This window comes from Vibrio sp. FE10, from assembly GCF_030297155.1.
Taxonomy (GTDB): Bacteria; Pseudomonadota; Gammaproteobacteria; order Enterobacterales; family Vibrionaceae; genus Vibrio; species Vibrio apostichopi.
Window position 1 is genome coordinate 45,466 of record NZ_AP028067.1, and the last position, 16,524, is coordinate 61,989.

Genomic DNA, 16,524 nt, shown 5'->3' on the forward strand with positions numbered 1-16,524 from the left:
AACAGACGCAAATACAACAACTAGGGATCTGGATTCCCGCATGAAGGAGTTATGCAATGAAAACCATGAAAAGCAAATTAGCAGTAGCTTTGATGGCAGCTGGCCTAAGCTTTAGTGCAGCAGCAGCAGATATTACTGTTGGCTACGCAGCTGACCCAGTGTCACTTGACCCGCACGAGCAGCTATCTGGCGGCACACTGCAAATGTCTCACATGGTGTTTGACCCTCTAGTACGTTTCACTCAAGAGATGGATTTTGAAGGCCGCCTAGCGACAAGCTGGGAACGTGTCAATGAAACGACTTTCCGCTTTAATCTACGTCAGGGTGTTAAATTCCACTCAGGCAATGAACTAACAGCTGACGATGTTGTGTGGACATTCGAACGTCTACAAGCATCTCCAGACTTTAAGTCTATCTTCACGCCTTACGAGAAGATGGTAAAAGTGGATGACTACACAGTTGAACTAGTCTCTAAAGCGGCTTACCCACTAGTACTACAAACAGCAACTTACATCTTCCCAATGGACAGCAAGTTTTACTCAGGCCAAACAGCCGAAGGTAATGACAAATCTGAGCTAGTTAAGCACGGTAACTCGTTCGCTTCTACAAACGTTTCAGGTACAGGTCCATTCATCGTAACTCAACGTGAGCAAGGCGTTAAAGTAACGTTTGAGCGTTTCAACGATTACTGGGATACAGAAACGAAAGGTAACGTAGACAAGCTAACATTGGTTCCAATCAAAGAAGATGCAACACGTGTTGCGGCACTTCTTTCTGGCGATGTAGACATGATTCACCCAGTAGCACCGAACGATCACAAGCGTGTTAAAAACGCTAAAAACATCGATCTAGTGACGCTGCCTGGTACTCGTATCATTACGTTCCAAATGAACCAAAACAGCAACGAAGCGCTTAAAGATGTTCGCGTTCGTCAAGCAATCGTTCATGCGATTAACAATGAAGGTATTGTTAAGAAAATCATGAAAGGTTTCGCTACTGCAGCTGGTCAGCAAAGCCCAACAGGCTACGCGGGTCACGATGATGCACTAGTACCTCGTTACGACCTGAAAAAAGCAAAAGAGCTAATGAAGGAAGCGGGCTACGAAGATGGCTTTACGCTAACGATGATGGCACCAAACAACCGTTACGTGAACGATGCAAAAGTTGCTCAAGCGTCAGCGGCAATGCTATCTAAGATTGGTATCAAAGTTGATCTTAAGACTATGCCTAAAGCGCAATACTGGCCTGAGTTTGACCTATGTTCAGCAGATATGATGATGATCGGTTGGCACTCAGATACAGAAGATTCAGCTAACTTCAGTGAGTTCCTAACAATGACTCGTAACGAAGAAACGGGTCGTGGCCAATACAACTGTTCTGGTTACTCAAACCCAGAGATGGATGCAATTGTAGAAGCTTCTAACACTGAAACTGACCCTGTTAAGCGTTCTGAAATGCTGAAAGGCGTTGAAGCAACACTTTACAATGACGCAGCGTTTGTTCCTCTTCACTGGCAAAGTGAAGCGTGGGGCGCGAAGTCTAACGTAGGTGCAGCAGACGTAGTAAACCCAATGGTTATGCCTTACTTCGGCGACCTAGTTGTAAAATAATCTAGCTTGCTAGAATCGAGAGCCTGAAGCTTTTCAGGCTCTCGAATTATTAAGAAATAGATTTAAGTTTCGGTATTTGGTCTTCCTTCAGTCTGGCTAAATACCTTTTTTAAGACTGAAATTTTTTATCTAGTCGCGGATTTTGATTAGATAGTCATGGATAGATAAGGGGCAAGGAATGGTTACGTTTCTGGTCAAGCGCCTGTTTCAGGCACTGATAGTGATGTTTGTGATCAGTTTGGTGGCGTTTGCCATACAGGATAACCTGGGCGACCCGTTGCGTGAGTTAGTCGGTCAATCTGTTTCAGAATCGGAGCGTCAAGCGCTACGTGATGAACTCGGCTTAAATGATCCCTTCATTACAAAATACACTCGCTTTGTAGGCGCTGCTCTACAGGGTGATCTTGGTACTTCGTACTTCTTTAAGCGTCCGGCTGTGGACGTAATTCTCGATAAGCTAGTAGCCACACTAGAGTTAGTGTTTGGCGCTTCTATTATTATTGTTTGTCTGTCGATTCCACTAGGCGTTTACTCCGCTATTCACCCTAAGAGCTTTTTTACCAAGCTGATTATGGCGGGCAGTAGTGTCGGTATCTCGGTGCCTGTGTTCTTGACGGCCATTATGTTGATGTATGTCTTCTCTATCGAGTTAGGCTGGCTACCGTCCTTTGGTCGTGGTGATACGGCAAACTGGTTTGGTTGGGAATCTGGCTTCCTAACACTTGATGGCTTGGCTCACCTTGTGCTTCCAAGTATTGCTTTAGCTTCAATCATGCTACCGCTTTTCATTCGTCTCGTACGTTCTGAAATGCTGGAAGTATTGAGCTCGGAATACATCAAATTCGGCAAAGCGAAAGGCTTAGCACTAAACAAAATCTATTACCAACATGCATTGAAAAACACCATGCTACCGGTACTTACCGTTGGTGGTGTTCAGATTGGTACTATGGTGGCATACACCATTCTTACTGAAACGGTTTTCCAGTGGCCAGGTACAGGCTTCTTATTCTTAGAAGCGATCAACCGTGTAGATACACCGCTGATTACCGCCTACGTTATTTTTGTTGGTCTTATTTTCGTAGTGACTAACACGATTGTTGATTTGCTTTACGGTGTTATCAACCCAACCGTTAACATCACAGGGAAAGGAGCATAATCATGGAACAGACATCGACAGTGCCGTCTCGCTGGGAACGTTTTAAGCAATCTGACATTGTGTATTACTTCTTACGCGACAAAGTGGCAATGGTGAGTTTCGCCATTTTCTCAATTTTCTTAGTGATGGCTCTAGCAGCACCTATTCTAGCGCCAACAGACCCGTACGACGTGACATCGATTGATATCATGGACTCTGAACTTCCACCATCATGGATGGAAGACGGCGAAGATCGCTTCTTGCTAGGAACGGATGAGCAAGGCCGTGATATTTTATCGACCATGCTTTACGGTTCGCGTTTATCACTGACCATTGGTTTCTTAGCGGTAGGTCTACAACTGACGCTTGGTATCATCATTGGCTTGTCTGCGGGTTACTTCGGTGGCCGTATTGATAGCTTCTTGATGCGTTTTGCGGATGTTCAGCTCTCTTTCTCGACCATGATGGTTGCGATCATTGTGTCTGCCATCTTTAAGGCAAGCTTTGGTAGTGACTTCTATGCGCAATACGCTGTTGTCATGCTGGTGGTGATCATTGGTATTGCAGAATGGCCTCAGTATGCGCGTACCATTCGTGCATCAGTATTGGCAGAGAAGAAGAAAGAATATGTAGAAGCAGCTCGCGTGATGGGCTTTAAAGCGCCACGTATTATGTTCCGCCATATTCTACCGAACTGTTTGTCGCCAATTTTGGTTATCTCTACGGTACAGGTGGCAAATGCCATCATGTCGGAAGCGGCACTTTCTTTCCTAGGTTTAGGTTTGCCAGTCGACCAACCGTCACTGGGTGCCCTGATCAGTACCGGATTTAACTACATTTTCTCTGGAGCATGGTGGATCACAGCATTCCCAGGTGTGCTTTTGGTAACACTCGTTCTAGTGATCAACCTATTAGGTGACTGGTTACGTGACGTATTTAACCCTAAAATTTATAAAGGGTGATAACACGGATTGATTTTTAGTAAAAAAAATCACTAAACTAAGAGCCGTAAGCAATTACGGCTCTTTTTTTGCTTAATGGATCTGGAACTTAGTATTATTGACATGGTCAATAATACTTAAAATGGAATTCATGTTTTATCGACATAGAATCGGTAACAATTAGCCCGAGAGGGTTTAAGTGGTGGTTATGAAATTGACAATGAATGCTGTATGTCGTGCTGTGAGTAAAAATTATCGTATGGGGCTTATTGCTGCATCCCTCTTGGCATCGAGCCAGGTTAACGCAGAATCGGTTCTATGTGATGCTACTCAAGCAAGCACTAATCAATTACCACAGCTAGAACAATCATGTCCGATCGGTAAGGGTGTTTGGGGCAGCAAGGCGCCTAAACGTCATTCAGCTAATGAACTGTTTTGGGTTCAATGTGGCCTGCTTAATAAGCCTTTGTCATTGAGCCGAGCTAAGCCTCTTTATGAAAAGATCTCGACCAATGTATGGATGAAGCCTGAAGGCGGCGATTATCGCTGTCTGATTGGCCCTTATTCGACATTCTCTGATGCGAGAAAAGATCTGGCTCAGGTGCGTAAAGTGTCTGGATACAGCGAAGCCTTCATTCGCATGGTTGATAAGTCTCAGACCTCATCACAGCCTATCGTTGCAAAATCGGCAGAGCCAAAAATGGTTAAGCCGAAAGCTCCTGTAAAACCAAAACCAGCAGTGAAGCCTGCAGCGAAACCTGTGGCCACTACTTCAGCGGTAGCCGCAACGAGTGCAGCCGCAATCCAAGCGATTCCTAGTAATGGTTCAAGTTCGGGCAATGATCTCGATATCGAAGTTCGTGTGACCGCTAATGTTGCGGGCAACAAGTATGCGGTGCCATATTTGTCGGACCATAAACAGCAGTTTTATATGGAGCAGGGAAAGCCTTGGAGCCGTTTGGATTTTGGTAGTGCCGAACTTGTGTGTAATCAGATCGGCATGAAGTTGATGAATGAGCAGCAGTGGCAGAGCATTCTTGGCTCTAAAGTCATGGAAAAGCAGAACTGGCCAATGCACCTACCTTATTGGGGAGCGGATAAAAAAGGCCTGTTCACCAACGGTAACGTAAATCAGCTCAAAGGCTCTTCATTACTCAATGTGATGTGCGTGAAGTAACAACGACCGCTATAAGACTAAACAAGCCTCAGCCATTGCTGGGGCTTTGTTGTTTATGCGTCTAACTTTCTCAACGTCGGTTTTGTTGTTGAATTCTGACTCGTTTCATCAATACAAATTTGATTAAAAATCGCTAAAAATTGTTCAAATAGAGCAGTTGGTGCGTAGAAAACCATAACTCAAGCAATAAGGTGATTGAGATTATGAGTTTGAAGAAACGATTAGAAGACGTAGCCCCGCGTTTTGAAGCCGGAGGTAAGTACGAAAAGCTTTACCCAGTCTATGAGGCGTTTGCCACCATCTTTTATACGCCCGGCAACGTAAACCGAGGCTTGACCCACGTTCGAGATAGTATCGATCTCAAGCGTATTATGATTCTGGTGTGGCTGGCGACTTTTCCTGCCATGTTCTGGGGGATGTATAACGTCGGACACCAGAGTGTCTCGGCACTAACATCCAGTTATCAACTCAATGAGCTGACCTTGGTTATCGAGAGCAGCTGGCGCTTGTCGTGGGCATTTGGTGATGCTCAATCCTTGATGGCAAGTGGCTGGGGAAGTCAGATGTTGCTCGGCGCTCTCTACTTCTTACCCGTTTACGCGACGGTTTTCGTTGTCGGTGGTTTTTGGGAGGTGTTGTTTGCCGTTGTGCGTAAACATGAGGTCAACGAAGGCTTCTTTGTTAGCTCGGTTCTCTTTGCCTTAATTCTTCCGCCGACTATCCCGTTATGGCAAGCTGCGCTAGGTATTACCTTTGGTATCGTTGTCGCGAAAGAGCTATTCGGTGGTACAGGACGTAACTTCCTTAACCCAGCCCTTGCTGGTCGAGCCTTTCTCTATTTCGCCTATCCTGCCAACATGTCGGGTGGCTTGGTATGGGTAGCGGCTGATGGTTATTCAGGCGCAACGCCTTTAAGCCAATGGTATGAAGGCGGCAGCACTTCGCTTATGAATAACATGACAGGTGAGGCGATCACTTGGATGGATGCCTTCATTGGTAATATCCCAGGATCGATGGGTGAAGTGTCTTCATTGCTCATCATGTTGACGGGTCTGATTCTGATTGTCATGAAGATCGCCTCTTGGCGCATTGTCGCCGGTGTGATTGTCGGCCTCGTCGTGACGTCGAGCTTGATGAACTGGATTGGCTCTGATACCAACTCGATGTTCTCGATGCCGTTCTACTGGCACTTTGTGTTAGGCGGTGTTGCTTTTGGTACTTTCTTCATGGCGACCGACCCAGTTTCTGCCGCTTTTACCAATCAGAGTAAGTGGGCTTACGGGATTCTTATCGGCGTAATGACGGTCGGTATTCGAGTGCTCAACCCTGCTTATCCAGAAGGCATCATGTTGGCCATCCTGTTCGCCAACCTCTTCGCACCATTGTTCGACTTTGTTGTGAAAGAGCAAAACATCAAACGCAGACAAAAACGCACAGTACGATAAGAAATAAAACCCCAACGAAAAAGGCTTGCAGATGTGCAAGCCTTTCCATTTTTATCGCGATTGCTTTGACGTTGATTTAACTCCACTTCAAATCAATCTCGAACGGTTGGGTGTTACCACAATGCTCACCACACATTTCGTCGTAGGCACTGTTGTGAACTAGCATTGCCGATGCCACGCCTTGATCGCTAAAGTGGTCGCGTGCTTGGTTAACACTCAAAAACTTCATTGGGTGCTGGTGGTCGTCTTTGATTAACTGTTTTTGCTCGCCAATGATTTGGTAAGCCAAGTAGATCCCGCCTTCGAATGATTCAATTAGTAGGTTCATAACAAACTCCATTGCTGTTCTAGATAGGTCAGTATCTGTGTTACGTGGAGTTGAGCGGGAAGGTTCAAGAGTGGGCATAAAAAAAGCAGGCACAAGGCCTGCTTTTTAAGAGTTATCAACAATAGGCGTTGATTATCTCATGGTATCCATTTACTATTTAGATGTCACTCTGGGAAAAGTCTGGAAACCTTTACTAGATAAAGCGTCATGATGGCTTTCCAGAAAAACCGTGAAATTGAATAAAATTAGAGAAAAAGAAAGTCTGGAAAACTGATTTTCCAGACTAATCAGGCCTTGTTGCGCAATTAAATTTAGAAATAGAGCCCCCCCCCTCCCTGTTTCGCATGCTTTTTAGTCAACACGACAAGTTTCAGGCATGCCTAACCCAGTGAGCTTGTTCAACGCTTTTATCATCGCGTAAGTTTCACCCACCTGTGCATTGTAATTTCTTAAGCTCAATCGTCCTCCTAGCAACTGTTTAACTCGATACATCGCCGTTTCTGAGAGTGAGCGTTTGTGGTAACCATACCGCTCTTTCCAATACTTATTTGAGCCGTATAACTTCTGGCAGCCTACTGCAAGATTTCGAGGATGACCACGCTCCCAGAAGGCAGCCCCTTCTCTTGGGGGAATAAGCGCAACGGCTCGCTTCATCTTAATAGCAGCGTGACACGCTCTCGTGTCGTAAGCACCATCACCAGACACCTCAAGGATGCTTCGGCGTGTTTGTTAAGGACTTCGCCATCTGTAACCGTCGATAAACTTAGCTCGGCTGCAATAATTTCATGAGTGCTTGTATCAACTGTAATATGCAGCTTTCGCCAGACTCTACGCTTGCCGTCCGTACCGTGTTTTTTGACTTTTCATTCGCCTTCGCCATAAACCTTAAGGCCAGTCGCATCAATGGCTAGGTGCTGTATTGCTCCTTTCATTTTAGTCTTAAATGAAACCTCAACTTGCTTTGCTCTACGACTGATGCAGTGTAATGCGGACAACTTAATGGAACATGGGCAAGTCCAAATACTGAGTCGATAAATCCTGCAGCGCTCTCAATGGCATAGAAAAACTCGTTTCACCATGAGCGCTGTCGTGATAGCCAAATCACTGAACCGACGTGGTCTCCCGCGCTTATTCTGTTTGCTTTGCACCCACCCGCTTATCGCCTCTTCATCAATCCAAAAGGTCAGAGACCCGCGGTTAATGAGTGATTAGTTGTATTGTTTCCAGTTGATTGTTTTGTAACGAGGTTTAGGCATAGAGCTACGAGAGGTCGTGGACGTAGCTGATCAGCTCGTGAGTTCTTGATTTAGTTACACTAAATTACGCAACAAAGCCCTGTGCAATAGGAAACCTTAACGGAGATCAGTTACGGGGTGGAAATGATTATCAGGTTGAGCAATGGAACGACTGTGCCCGTCTGATTGCCAACTGCATAATTTACTACAATTCAGCATTGCTATCTGCCCTTGTAGAAAGTTTCGAGAAGCAGAAAAATGATGATGTTATCAATCTCCTAGCAAATATTTCACCAGTAGCCTGGGGGCATATTCAATTGACGGGACACTACGTCTTTGAAGAAAAAGAAGACATGCTGAACTTAGGAAGTATGATCGAAAGTGTCCACCCAATTACCTCAAACGCTGAGTTAGGTGATATTACTTCTGTGACTTAACTTAGCCATAAAATGAAGAATAAGCTTTTCGGGGAAGTGTGCGCAATACCCTTATAAACGCTCAGGGAGGGTTCGATCTACGATTAAGAACAGAATCGACATTAGCCAGCGTCCAGCAATCGCCGATGAAAAAACGGAAATGGGTCACGTGGAAATCGATACTATCGTCGGTAAAAATCATAAATATCAATTACTCACCATCGTTGATAAGGCCTATAAAGTCGTGACAATAAGAAGAATTAAAAATAAGTCTACAGAGGCGGTTATTGAAGGGTTTAAAGATGTACATCAGTCCACTCCCTATGAATTTAAGACCATCACGGTAGACTATGGAACTGAGTTCGCTGGTCATCAAGAAGTCGCGGAGATAACCAATGCTGGTTTTTACTTTACTAAGCCGTATAGTTCATGGGAGCGTGGTCTGAATGAGCACACCAATGGTCTCATTCGACGATTCCTCCCGAAGGGAACGGACTTCAACGACGTCAGTGTTTAGGGTTTTATTCACCAGCTCCCTTAGCAGCACTTGAATGCTGCATAAGGGGGCTGGTGTTGCGTTTCATGTGGCGGAGGGCCATTTAACAAAGCCATCGAAAATAGTATGAACCATTCCGACTTTGTCGTTTATGGTGTAACTACGCCAAACCATAATTCGAATTGATCAAAGATCGACATTAACTGCTTAAATTTTGCGGGATCTGATACTTTCACTTCACCCGTTTTCATTTCTTCAAGCAAAGTTGATTGCTTAGTGATCATCTTTTCAAATACATCACGGCTTAGCGTCACGGTAAAGGTCGCATCATCAAACTGACGATCTTTGTACGATTTCAAGACCGAGTTATTCAGTGCCATCGAGTACTTTCCATCATCTGTGACGTCGATGTTCACTTTCATATCCATGCCTTTGGCTGCTTCCGGTTTTACTGTCACTCCCAAATATTTCAAGAACTGATCAAATGGCATATTCACTGCAATCGCGGCAGTGCTAGGTGTCGCCACTGGTTTAATTCCCTCACGCAGCTCTTTTGCACCACCCAAGTAGTAGTTACGCCATGGACCCGATTCGGCTTGGTAACCCAATTGTTCCATCGCGTCGGCTTCCAGATAACGTGCATCTTTGTTATCAGGGTTCGTAAAGGTTACGTTATTTAGTAAGGTAACCGCCCAACGGTATTCCCCTTTAGCAATCGCCTGCTTGGCTATTTCGATCACTTTATCTTCACCACCAATGGCTTCGACGTATTTTTTTCCTTCTTCAGTCGGTGTTAGAGGGTTCAAATTTGCAGGGTTACCGTCCCACCATGCACCAAAGTAAAAATCATATGTAGCACGTGCATTGTGCGATACCGTGCCGTAATATCCTCGGTTATACCACTCTTTGTCTAATGACTCAGGCAGCTTTATCGAGGCCGAAATCTCATTCGGTGTGTAGCCTTTATTTGCTAAGCGTAAGGTTTGGTCATGAACAAACTTGTAGCTGTCACGAGTCTTGCTCAGCTGTTCTTTGATTTTGTCTTTGCCCCATGTCGGCCAGTGGTGCGACGCTACCATCACGTCGGCTTTATTTCCGTATGTGATCAAGGCTTCATCCACGTATTCAGCCCACTTGGAAGCATCACGAGTTTTCGCTCCACGTAAGGTCGAAATATTGTGAATGGTGTGGGTCATAACTTCGGCTGCCATCAACGTTTTGTATTTTGGAATGTAGAACATGAATTCTGACGGCGCCTCAGACTCTTGCGCCATCATGAAATCAAACTCCAAGCCATCGATGGTCTCAATATCCCCAGTTTCCGATACAGTCACCGTTTCTTTCAGAATACCCGGTGCTCCTGTCGAGGTAGTTTTGCCTAAACCACCATCCACTTGCCCCTTTTCACTCGCCTGCAACAAGTTACCGTACATGTACGAAGCACGGCGAGACATGGTATTACCTGCCATCAGATTCTCTGCAATTGAATGGTCGAAGAAGCCTTCTGGAGCAATCACTTCCACTTTGCCATCTTTAACGGCATCCTCGGTAGCCACGCCTAAAATGCCGCCAAAGTGGTCAACGTGAGAGTGTGTGAAAATTACTGCGGAAACAGGTTTATCTTCCACATGCTGCTTCAACAAGGTTAACCCAGCTTCGGCTGTTTCTGGTGAAATCAGTGGGTCAATCACGACCCAGCCTTTTTCGCCCCGAATGAAAGTCATCACGGACAAATCAAAGCCGCGCACCTGATACACGCCATCTTTCACTTTAAATAGACCAGTGATGTTATTTAGCTTGGCCATGCGTTGCAGTGATGGGTTAATAGTCGCAATGTCTTTTTCACCATTTAAAAAGTCATATTTGCTGAAATCCCATACCACGTTGCCATCTTTGTCTTTGATGGTTTTTTCTGGCCATTTTGCAATAAACCCTTTGCTTGCGGCATCGAAATCAGCAGTATTGGCGAAATCTAAGTACTGCTTCAGGGTTTCATTTTTTTGAGTTGTATACGAGGAGGCATCTTTAGGCTGATTCGTAATATCATTGGATGCCTGTGCATTCCACGATAAAACAGAAAGTACAGAGAAAGCGATGATACTGTGTTTTTTTTTCATTGTTATGTCCTTTCAATGACGTAGAGCTTCATATCATGTAAACGAATAGACCAAAAGGAGTGATATTGGGCATTGTTGCAACACTAAAACTTTGTGGTCTTTTTATACGGTTAGGCGACTCGGTAGCTATTGAACACCCCGAACAGGCTAACATTTCCTTTGACTGGTTTTCAATCTTTCTGCTGTGTAATGTATTGCCGATTATTTTCTTGTAACGTTGCATCGCCGTTTCTTAGATGTTCCTTTTTCCGTATTGCCGAGGCTCTGCCATCCTCTTTGGATTATGGACTTCATCAGCAAACATGTTGTCTTTCGGCGGAATAACAATCTCAGCCTCCGGGGAAATGCGCCTTTCACCAGCTGCGTTTTCCCCATCCTCCAGATGAAACGCAACGACTCTTGATGGCAAAATTTGACTTTTACATAACAGGAAGGAGTATGGCGCTCTTTAAGGCCCTCCGCCACATGAAACACTTATTGGCTGCTCCAGACACACGATTTGGGGTAGTTACCTCATAGCTACGTAAAGTGTCAACTTTTATATTCAACGTTCATAGTGTAGATACCATCTATCAGAAACGACCACAAACTTAATTTAAGGTTAATTCAGACTGATATCTTGTCTGATTTTTTATAACGCCAAAACATATTTGAATTAGCTTTCTCATAGCTGCACCTAACGCTTGCATTTTTGTCTTACCAGCGGCTAATAGCCGCTTTTTTTGTGCTTTGATATCGGGATTGTATTTGCCAGCGCTAACTGCAGCCAAAAATATTTTTGACCGAATTCGAGATGGGCCAATTTTACTCAATGTGGTTCTACCTTTAAATGAGCCAGACTCATTAAGCCTTGGCGTAAGACCTACAAATGCAGCCGCTTGCTTGTCTGTTGAAAAGCTCTTGGCTGAAAATAAATACACTAGCTCTCTCGACATGACCTTTCCGATACCTACAACACTCATAAGTAAATCATGATTTTTACTCATGAAGGGACAAGCCGAAATGATGACATCAATTTCACGTTCAATGTCCTTAATTTCATCATCTAAAATGTGGACAATTCGTTTAATTGATAACAGAACTCGCTCATGAGAACCACTGATTGTGCAAGCTTCAAGTCGGTTGCTTTCTCTCAAACGATCTTTTTCCAACGCTGACAGCCTACGAACTAACATTTTGATTGATCTTATGTTCTCCGTATCTGGCTTCCACAAAGAAACATGTTCATATTGTGCATCACCGTATCTTGCAAGCATATATGAGTCTGATTTATCAGTTTTATGAATTAACCCTAGCGATTGAGAGAATTTCTTCGCTTTACCTGGATTTGAAATAATGATTTTAAACCTGATGTGTGTAAATATAAAGCAATGGCTTCATGATAAACGCCTGTAGATTCCATCGTAATGACGATTTATTCGGGTGGGCATCTAGCTTGCTTTAACAACCAATCATTGATGATTGCATAATCGATTTTCCGATTTTTAAAACACCTAAATTTTCGACCGCTCTTGGTTTGATTTAGTAATAAACAGAAATCTAAAGAATCTTTGCTCACATCAATTCCAACATTTACTCTCATATCAACGACTCCACTTGTGCATACAGCGTCATTAGTTAACAACTAAGCGCTCGGATATCATCCAGTATTAGAGAAAGTAAAATCAGGGGATAATCTACAGTTCAATGTTAAACATTACGTGGTCAAGCATCCTCACTGATTTTAGAGCATGGAGGATAGCTAATCATCCAAAACTTTAAGATACAAGTAGTCAACTAAAATTGGCCACAATTTTGTAAGTTTCCTAGTACTGTCTTTCCGATTCGTTAGGTGTCAATCCACCGATATATTGATGGGGGTCTTACTTGGCTGTAATATCTAATGATGTAATTTGTAATAGATTGCCTAGCATTAACGACACTCCTATACGGTTTTGTTGCCTAATTAAATTTAGAGATAGAAAGACCTTGTTTCGTATGTTTTTTAGTCAACACGACAAGTTTCAGGCATACCTAGCCCAGTGAGCTTGTTCAACGCTTTTATCATCGCGTAAGTTTCACCCACTTGTGCATTGTAATTTCTTAAACGACCACGAACATAGCAGCTACGCTGCGATTGGGCACGTGATAGGTTTATGCGTATAATCAGGCTTTTCATTCGCTACAATTACGCCCCGATAACCTTTACTGACCATGGCTGCTCGCACTTCTGTCAATACCCATATCAACCTAGACCGCTTAACTTTCTCCTTGAGTACAACAAAACATGGCAACGCATGGTCGCGACTGACTCTACGCTGCGAGATATCGACGACGCAGAAACTCACAGCCGTGACTTTGATGAGTTTCGTCGTTTCATTAACACTCAACGACAACGCTTTTGGCATGTGCACTTTGCAAAGAAAACCCAGCATCCCAAAGCCACGATCAACTATCTTGGGCGTTACCTTAAACGCCCACTGATTGCTGGCGCAAAACTGGCTCATTATCGTGGTGAAGCTAACCAATCATTTCGTTATCTCGACCATCACACAGGGAAATATGAAACGGAGGAGATCAGCCAACTTAAGTTGATTAAACGTCTCATCCAGCACATCCCAGAGAAAAACTTTCGTATGATCCGCTACTTTGTTTTTTTGCCAATCGTGTGGTTGGAGAGAAGCTACCTAAAGCGCGTGACGCTCTGGGTATGGAGAGGTATCCGCCGCCGCCAGCACTTCGATATGGTCAGATAATGAAATCCTTTTTAAGAGTGGAGCCGTTGGAATGCATTCTGTGCGGTTACTGAATGCGATTTGTGGCTTTCCATGCAGGAGCAGGTCGGAGAAACATCGTCAATGAAGCTTTGAGTTGGCGTGGTGAGGGCATCGCATAGGGGAGATCTATCCAAAATGGGAGTTATCAACAACCTAGCTAATAGATAATATCGCTATCATCTATTTAAGTGATGGGATAGTTAATATTCCCGACAAATTAACTATCCCAATCTTCACAAAACTCCGTATTAGAGACTTTGAAATCGCTAAACATCAAGCAGTGAAAGTTGCGAACCGAGTTCGAGTGTAGCGCTTAAGTATCGTCAAACCTGAACTATTATTTACACTTTTCAGGAGAGGGAATCGCTGAGACTTCCGAATCGAGTTCGGAAATTTTGTATTGATACTGCTGAATCATTAAGGCCAGTTGGTTATGCTGACTGGCCATTTCACTTAATTGTTGTTTATAGTCTTCAGCTTGCTTGTAATATTTTTCTTTCAAGCGTTTTTCATTCGCTAAACGCTCTCTCAGGTTTGCGATTTTTTCTTCGTAGAGGTTTTGCTTTCTCGTTTTTGGTGAGCTCTTAATCGCTGTCTCTTTTATCGTTGAGACTATGTCTTTGTAGTAATATGCGGACCCATCACCTAACCCTGCTTCTTCTTCTACGGCTTTGACTGAAATCTTTCTATTTGGATCTATACGTTCGGTTTGCCCACTTAGAATACGCTTGAGCGCATTTTCAAGCTCAACCCTCGTAATTTGGGACTTGCTCATACTGGTCGCTTCCTATGTCGAATTTTTCGAATGGAATTTTAAATCGGTGCAGTACTTTTTCTGCCGCTCTAATCTGCGTTATGAAATGAGAATACATCGAACTTGTTAATGTGCCGATAGCATCCATATCTTTAACTTGTTGAGAGACCCAGGCATGACGTTTTTGCCAACTTTCAACTTGCTCTTGGCCGATGAGTTGGTTTTCACAACTCATGCAGTTTGCAGGTGAACTTATCTTATGCATCTGGCACTCATATCCTGCCATGCAATATGAGTGTAGTGTACCAACGAGATTTAGACGACCAGCTTTAACGTGCTCATTTATCGCATCCCAAGATTTATACTTTTGAGGAAGGGTCAGCCGATTCTTATTGATAGACCCTGCCATATGCCCCATAAGGTTGTTCGACTCCTTTCCTTCGTACCATTCATGGATTTTTTGTGTTGTAGACTCTTGAATAACATCGTTCAAGAAAGACTGTAATTCTGTGTCTATTTGTAGGGCTTTAATTTTACTTGCGAGCCCGCCTTCGCCATACCATTCTGTTGTAGGTAAGTCTAAATGTTTAAACTGCTGTTTAATTGCGATATCGCTGCAAAGATTGTGGCGTTTTGAAAATACAGCAAAAGTGCGACGAAGTTGATGGGTCGTTAATGGCCATACACAACCTTCAGCAATCCTTTCGTCAGCATGATTCGGTTCTCTATTTGGATTTATAACTTCAAATTCTATCAAGTCTTGAGCTGTAATAATTGCGCCAGCATCCTTACATAACCTGTTGAAATGTGTACGCATACTTCCGTCTTGACGAATAATTGGTTTTTGAGATTTTCTACCTTGCCCTAACCACAAACAACTTGAATCATAGTTGCTCATGGGGTCATCGTCTTCTAATAACTGAATTCTCATACATCTAGAAATGGCTTCTGCAAGTTCGATTGCTTTTCGTGCTAAAGGAGTTGTTACCCACTCGGCACGCTTCCCTGAACCTTGACTAAACTTATGCTGCTCAGACTGAAGAACAGTATAAGTACGCCCATATACTTCTTTTTCTTTATAACTGTTTGAATGAAGGCAGAATAACTCTGAGCGACGCATCCCCGTTAGTGCACCGCATACAATGTAGCAAGCCGTTTGTAACTCTATTACTTTCCCTTGAACTTTTACTGCGTGTCTTGGTAACAACATAGCTAGTTTAGAGTGCTCTAGGTGAGCTTGAAAAATACTACTATAACTAAAAGGTTGATGTTTATTGACCTCTACTCGATAGTCTGGAGAGGTTTCGTCTATCCAGTGCCAAGTGCCGACTTTAATTTTATCATCAACCCTTCTCTTACCTTCTTCGTAGTTTTGTCTCATATCATGTAGCAACTCGTGTAATGCTTCTTTGTGCGGATAGTACTTTTCGACTAACTCAAAGCAATGACTATATATCTTTTCCATTAGGCGAGTGGGAATTGCGTAGAACTGATTCTTACTGTCTTGTCTAGTTTTTCCAGTGGTCTCTTTAGAAAAAATAGTTTGTGTGTACCCATCTGGAAGAACTAGGTTGATGGGTAAATATCTTGCTATTTTTCCGGCATGCATAATTGCATTAAATAAGCCTTCTACTTGAGCGACACTGTAATTCTGGCTTCGAACGAATATGCAAAACTGGCTAAAAACCAAATTAGAAGTAAGGCTCCCTATAGAAGTATAACCTTCGCTATCTAGAAACTTATATACAATGCATAGCTTTGAATAACGAGCAATGAGAGTTGATGGCTTTATTACAGCCCCTTTTCTATGGTGACCTGCGACGTACAACCATGAGAAACAAATTAGCTTCATCTCTCTAGCTAAACTGTCATCTTCGATTTTGGAAAATACGATAGTTTTTTTATAGGTGACTCTTGCGTCAAGATAAGCTTGAAAATTCCATTCCTCATCTCCCATGTAACTTTTTGCAGAGCCATCATAATTTTTGGTGACAACAACGCTTTCTAGCTCTCGGTATTTTTTGTCTACATAAAGCTGAATTATTCTTTTGTACTCAGAAATGTTTTCTTGCAGGATATTTTTTGGTAGCTCAAAAAGAGGTGTCATGATGTAT

Annotated in this window: 13 protein-coding genes and 5 pseudogenes; 8 read left to right on the plus strand and 10 right to left on the minus strand. The window is 43.4% G+C overall.

Annotated features, from left to right (window positions below; all coding sequences use genetic code 11):
• Positions 1-56 precede the first annotated feature (56 nt).
• From QUF19_RS00215 to QUF19_RS00235, 5 genes are all read left to right on the plus strand, one after another.
• Positions 57-1,610 carry an ABC transporter substrate-binding protein gene (locus QUF19_RS00215; protein WP_017112128.1) on the plus strand — a complete coding sequence of 518 codons (1,554 nt, stop codon included), beginning with the start codon at positions 57-59 and terminating at the stop codon, positions 1,608-1,610.
• Positions 1,611-1,788: 178 nt separating this feature from the next.
• Positions 1,789-2,766 carry an ABC transporter permease gene (locus QUF19_RS00220; protein WP_017112127.1) on the plus strand — a complete coding sequence of 326 codons (978 nt, stop codon included), beginning with the start codon at positions 1,789-1,791 and terminating at the stop codon, positions 2,764-2,766.
• A gap of 2 nt (positions 2,767-2,768) precedes the next feature.
• Positions 2,769-3,707: an ABC transporter permease gene (locus QUF19_RS00225; protein WP_017112126.1), complete on the plus strand. Its 939-nt coding sequence runs from the start codon at positions 2,769-2,771 to the stop codon at positions 3,705-3,707.
• A 187-nt stretch (positions 3,708-3,894) separates the two neighbouring features.
• Positions 3,895-4,863: an SPOR domain-containing protein gene (locus QUF19_RS00230; protein ID WP_286295275.1), complete on the plus strand. Its 969-nt coding sequence runs from the start codon at positions 3,895-3,897 to the stop codon at positions 4,861-4,863.
• A gap of 203 nt (positions 4,864-5,066) precedes the next feature.
• Positions 5,067-6,308, plus strand: coding sequence for an NADH:ubiquinone reductase (Na(+)-transporting) subunit B (locus QUF19_RS00235; protein ID WP_286295276.1), 1,242 nt, complete (start codon positions 5,067-5,069; stop codon positions 6,306-6,308).
• Positions 6,309-6,384: 76 nt separating this feature from the next.
• On the opposite strand, the gene QUF19_RS00240 is transcribed toward QUF19_RS00235, so the two are convergent.
• The 4 genes and pseudogenes from QUF19_RS00240 to QUF19_RS26405 all read right to left on the minus strand — a co-directional run bounded on the left by QUF19_RS00240 (position 6,385) and on the right by QUF19_RS26405 (position 7,784).
• Positions 6,385-6,636: a DUF6482 family protein gene (locus tag QUF19_RS00240; protein ID WP_029223702.1), complete on the minus strand. Its 252-nt coding sequence runs from the start codon at positions 6,634-6,636 to the stop codon at positions 6,385-6,387.
• Between the two features lie 351 nt (positions 6,637-6,987).
• On the minus strand, positions 6,988-7,341 hold the full coding sequence (locus QUF19_RS26395) for a transposase (RefSeq protein ID WP_353505917.1): 354 nt from the start codon (positions 7,339-7,341) through the stop codon (positions 6,988-6,990).
• On the minus strand, positions 7,287-7,451 hold the full coding sequence (locus QUF19_RS26400) for a hypothetical protein (protein WP_353505923.1): 165 nt from the start codon (positions 7,449-7,451) through the stop codon (positions 7,287-7,289). Before QUF19_RS26400 ends, QUF19_RS26395 begins: the two co-directional genes overlap by 55 nt.
• Before the next feature lie 48 nt (positions 7,452-7,499).
• Positions 7,500-7,784: pseudogene (locus tag QUF19_RS26405) on the minus strand (transposase).
• Between the two features lie 194 nt (positions 7,785-7,978).
• Between QUF19_RS26405 and QUF19_RS00250 the strand changes: the two are divergent.
• Positions 7,979-8,143 (plus strand): annotated as a pseudogene (locus QUF19_RS00250) (Tn3 family transposase); the annotation flags it as partial.
• A 214-nt stretch (positions 8,144-8,357) separates the two neighbouring features.
• Positions 8,358-8,798: pseudogene (locus QUF19_RS00255) on the plus strand (IS30 family transposase); the annotation flags it as partial.
• A 134-nt stretch (positions 8,799-8,932) separates the two neighbouring features.
• Here QUF19_RS00255 and QUF19_RS00260 read toward each other — a convergent pair.
• The 4 genes and pseudogenes from QUF19_RS00260 to QUF19_RS00275 all read right to left on the minus strand — a co-directional run.
• Complete coding sequence (locus QUF19_RS00260; protein ID WP_286295278.1) at positions 8,933-10,900, minus strand: alkyl/aryl-sulfatase; 1,968 nt, start codon at positions 10,898-10,900, stop codon at positions 8,933-8,935.
• A gap of 590 nt (positions 10,901-11,490) precedes the next feature.
• Positions 11,491-12,051 carry a transposase gene (locus tag QUF19_RS00265; protein WP_286295279.1) on the minus strand — a complete coding sequence of 187 codons (561 nt, stop codon included), beginning with the start codon at positions 12,049-12,051 and terminating at the stop codon, positions 11,491-11,493.
• Between the two features lie 18 nt (positions 12,052-12,069).
• Positions 12,070-12,264 (minus strand): annotated as a pseudogene (locus QUF19_RS26410) (hypothetical protein); the annotation flags it as partial.
• Between the two features lie 620 nt (positions 12,265-12,884).
• Positions 12,885-12,986: pseudogene (locus tag QUF19_RS00275) on the minus strand (IS5/IS1182 family transposase); the annotation flags it as partial.
• Positions 12,987-13,035: 49 nt separating this feature from the next.
• On the opposite strand from QUF19_RS00275, the gene QUF19_RS00280 reads away from it, so the two are divergent.
• The gene (locus QUF19_RS00280; protein ID WP_286295280.1) at positions 13,036-13,635 is read left to right on the plus strand and encodes a transposase; all 600 of its coding nucleotides are present in this window, start codon (positions 13,036-13,038) and stop codon (positions 13,633-13,635) included.
• Positions 13,636-13,993: 358 nt separating this feature from the next.
• Here the strand turns inward: QUF19_RS00280 and QUF19_RS00285 are convergent, their stop codons facing one another.
• Together QUF19_RS00285 and QUF19_RS00290 are read right to left on the minus strand one after the other, a co-directional pair.
• Positions 13,994-14,431: a hypothetical protein gene (locus QUF19_RS00285; protein ID WP_286295283.1), complete on the minus strand. Its 438-nt coding sequence runs from the start codon at positions 14,429-14,431 to the stop codon at positions 13,994-13,996.
• Positions 14,403-16,517, minus strand: a complete 2,115-nt coding sequence (locus tag QUF19_RS00290) for an integrase (protein WP_286295284.1) — start codon at positions 16,515-16,517, stop codon at positions 14,403-14,405. Before QUF19_RS00290 ends, QUF19_RS00285 begins: the two co-directional genes overlap by 29 nt.
• Between the last annotated feature and the right edge of the window lie 7 nt (positions 16,518-16,524).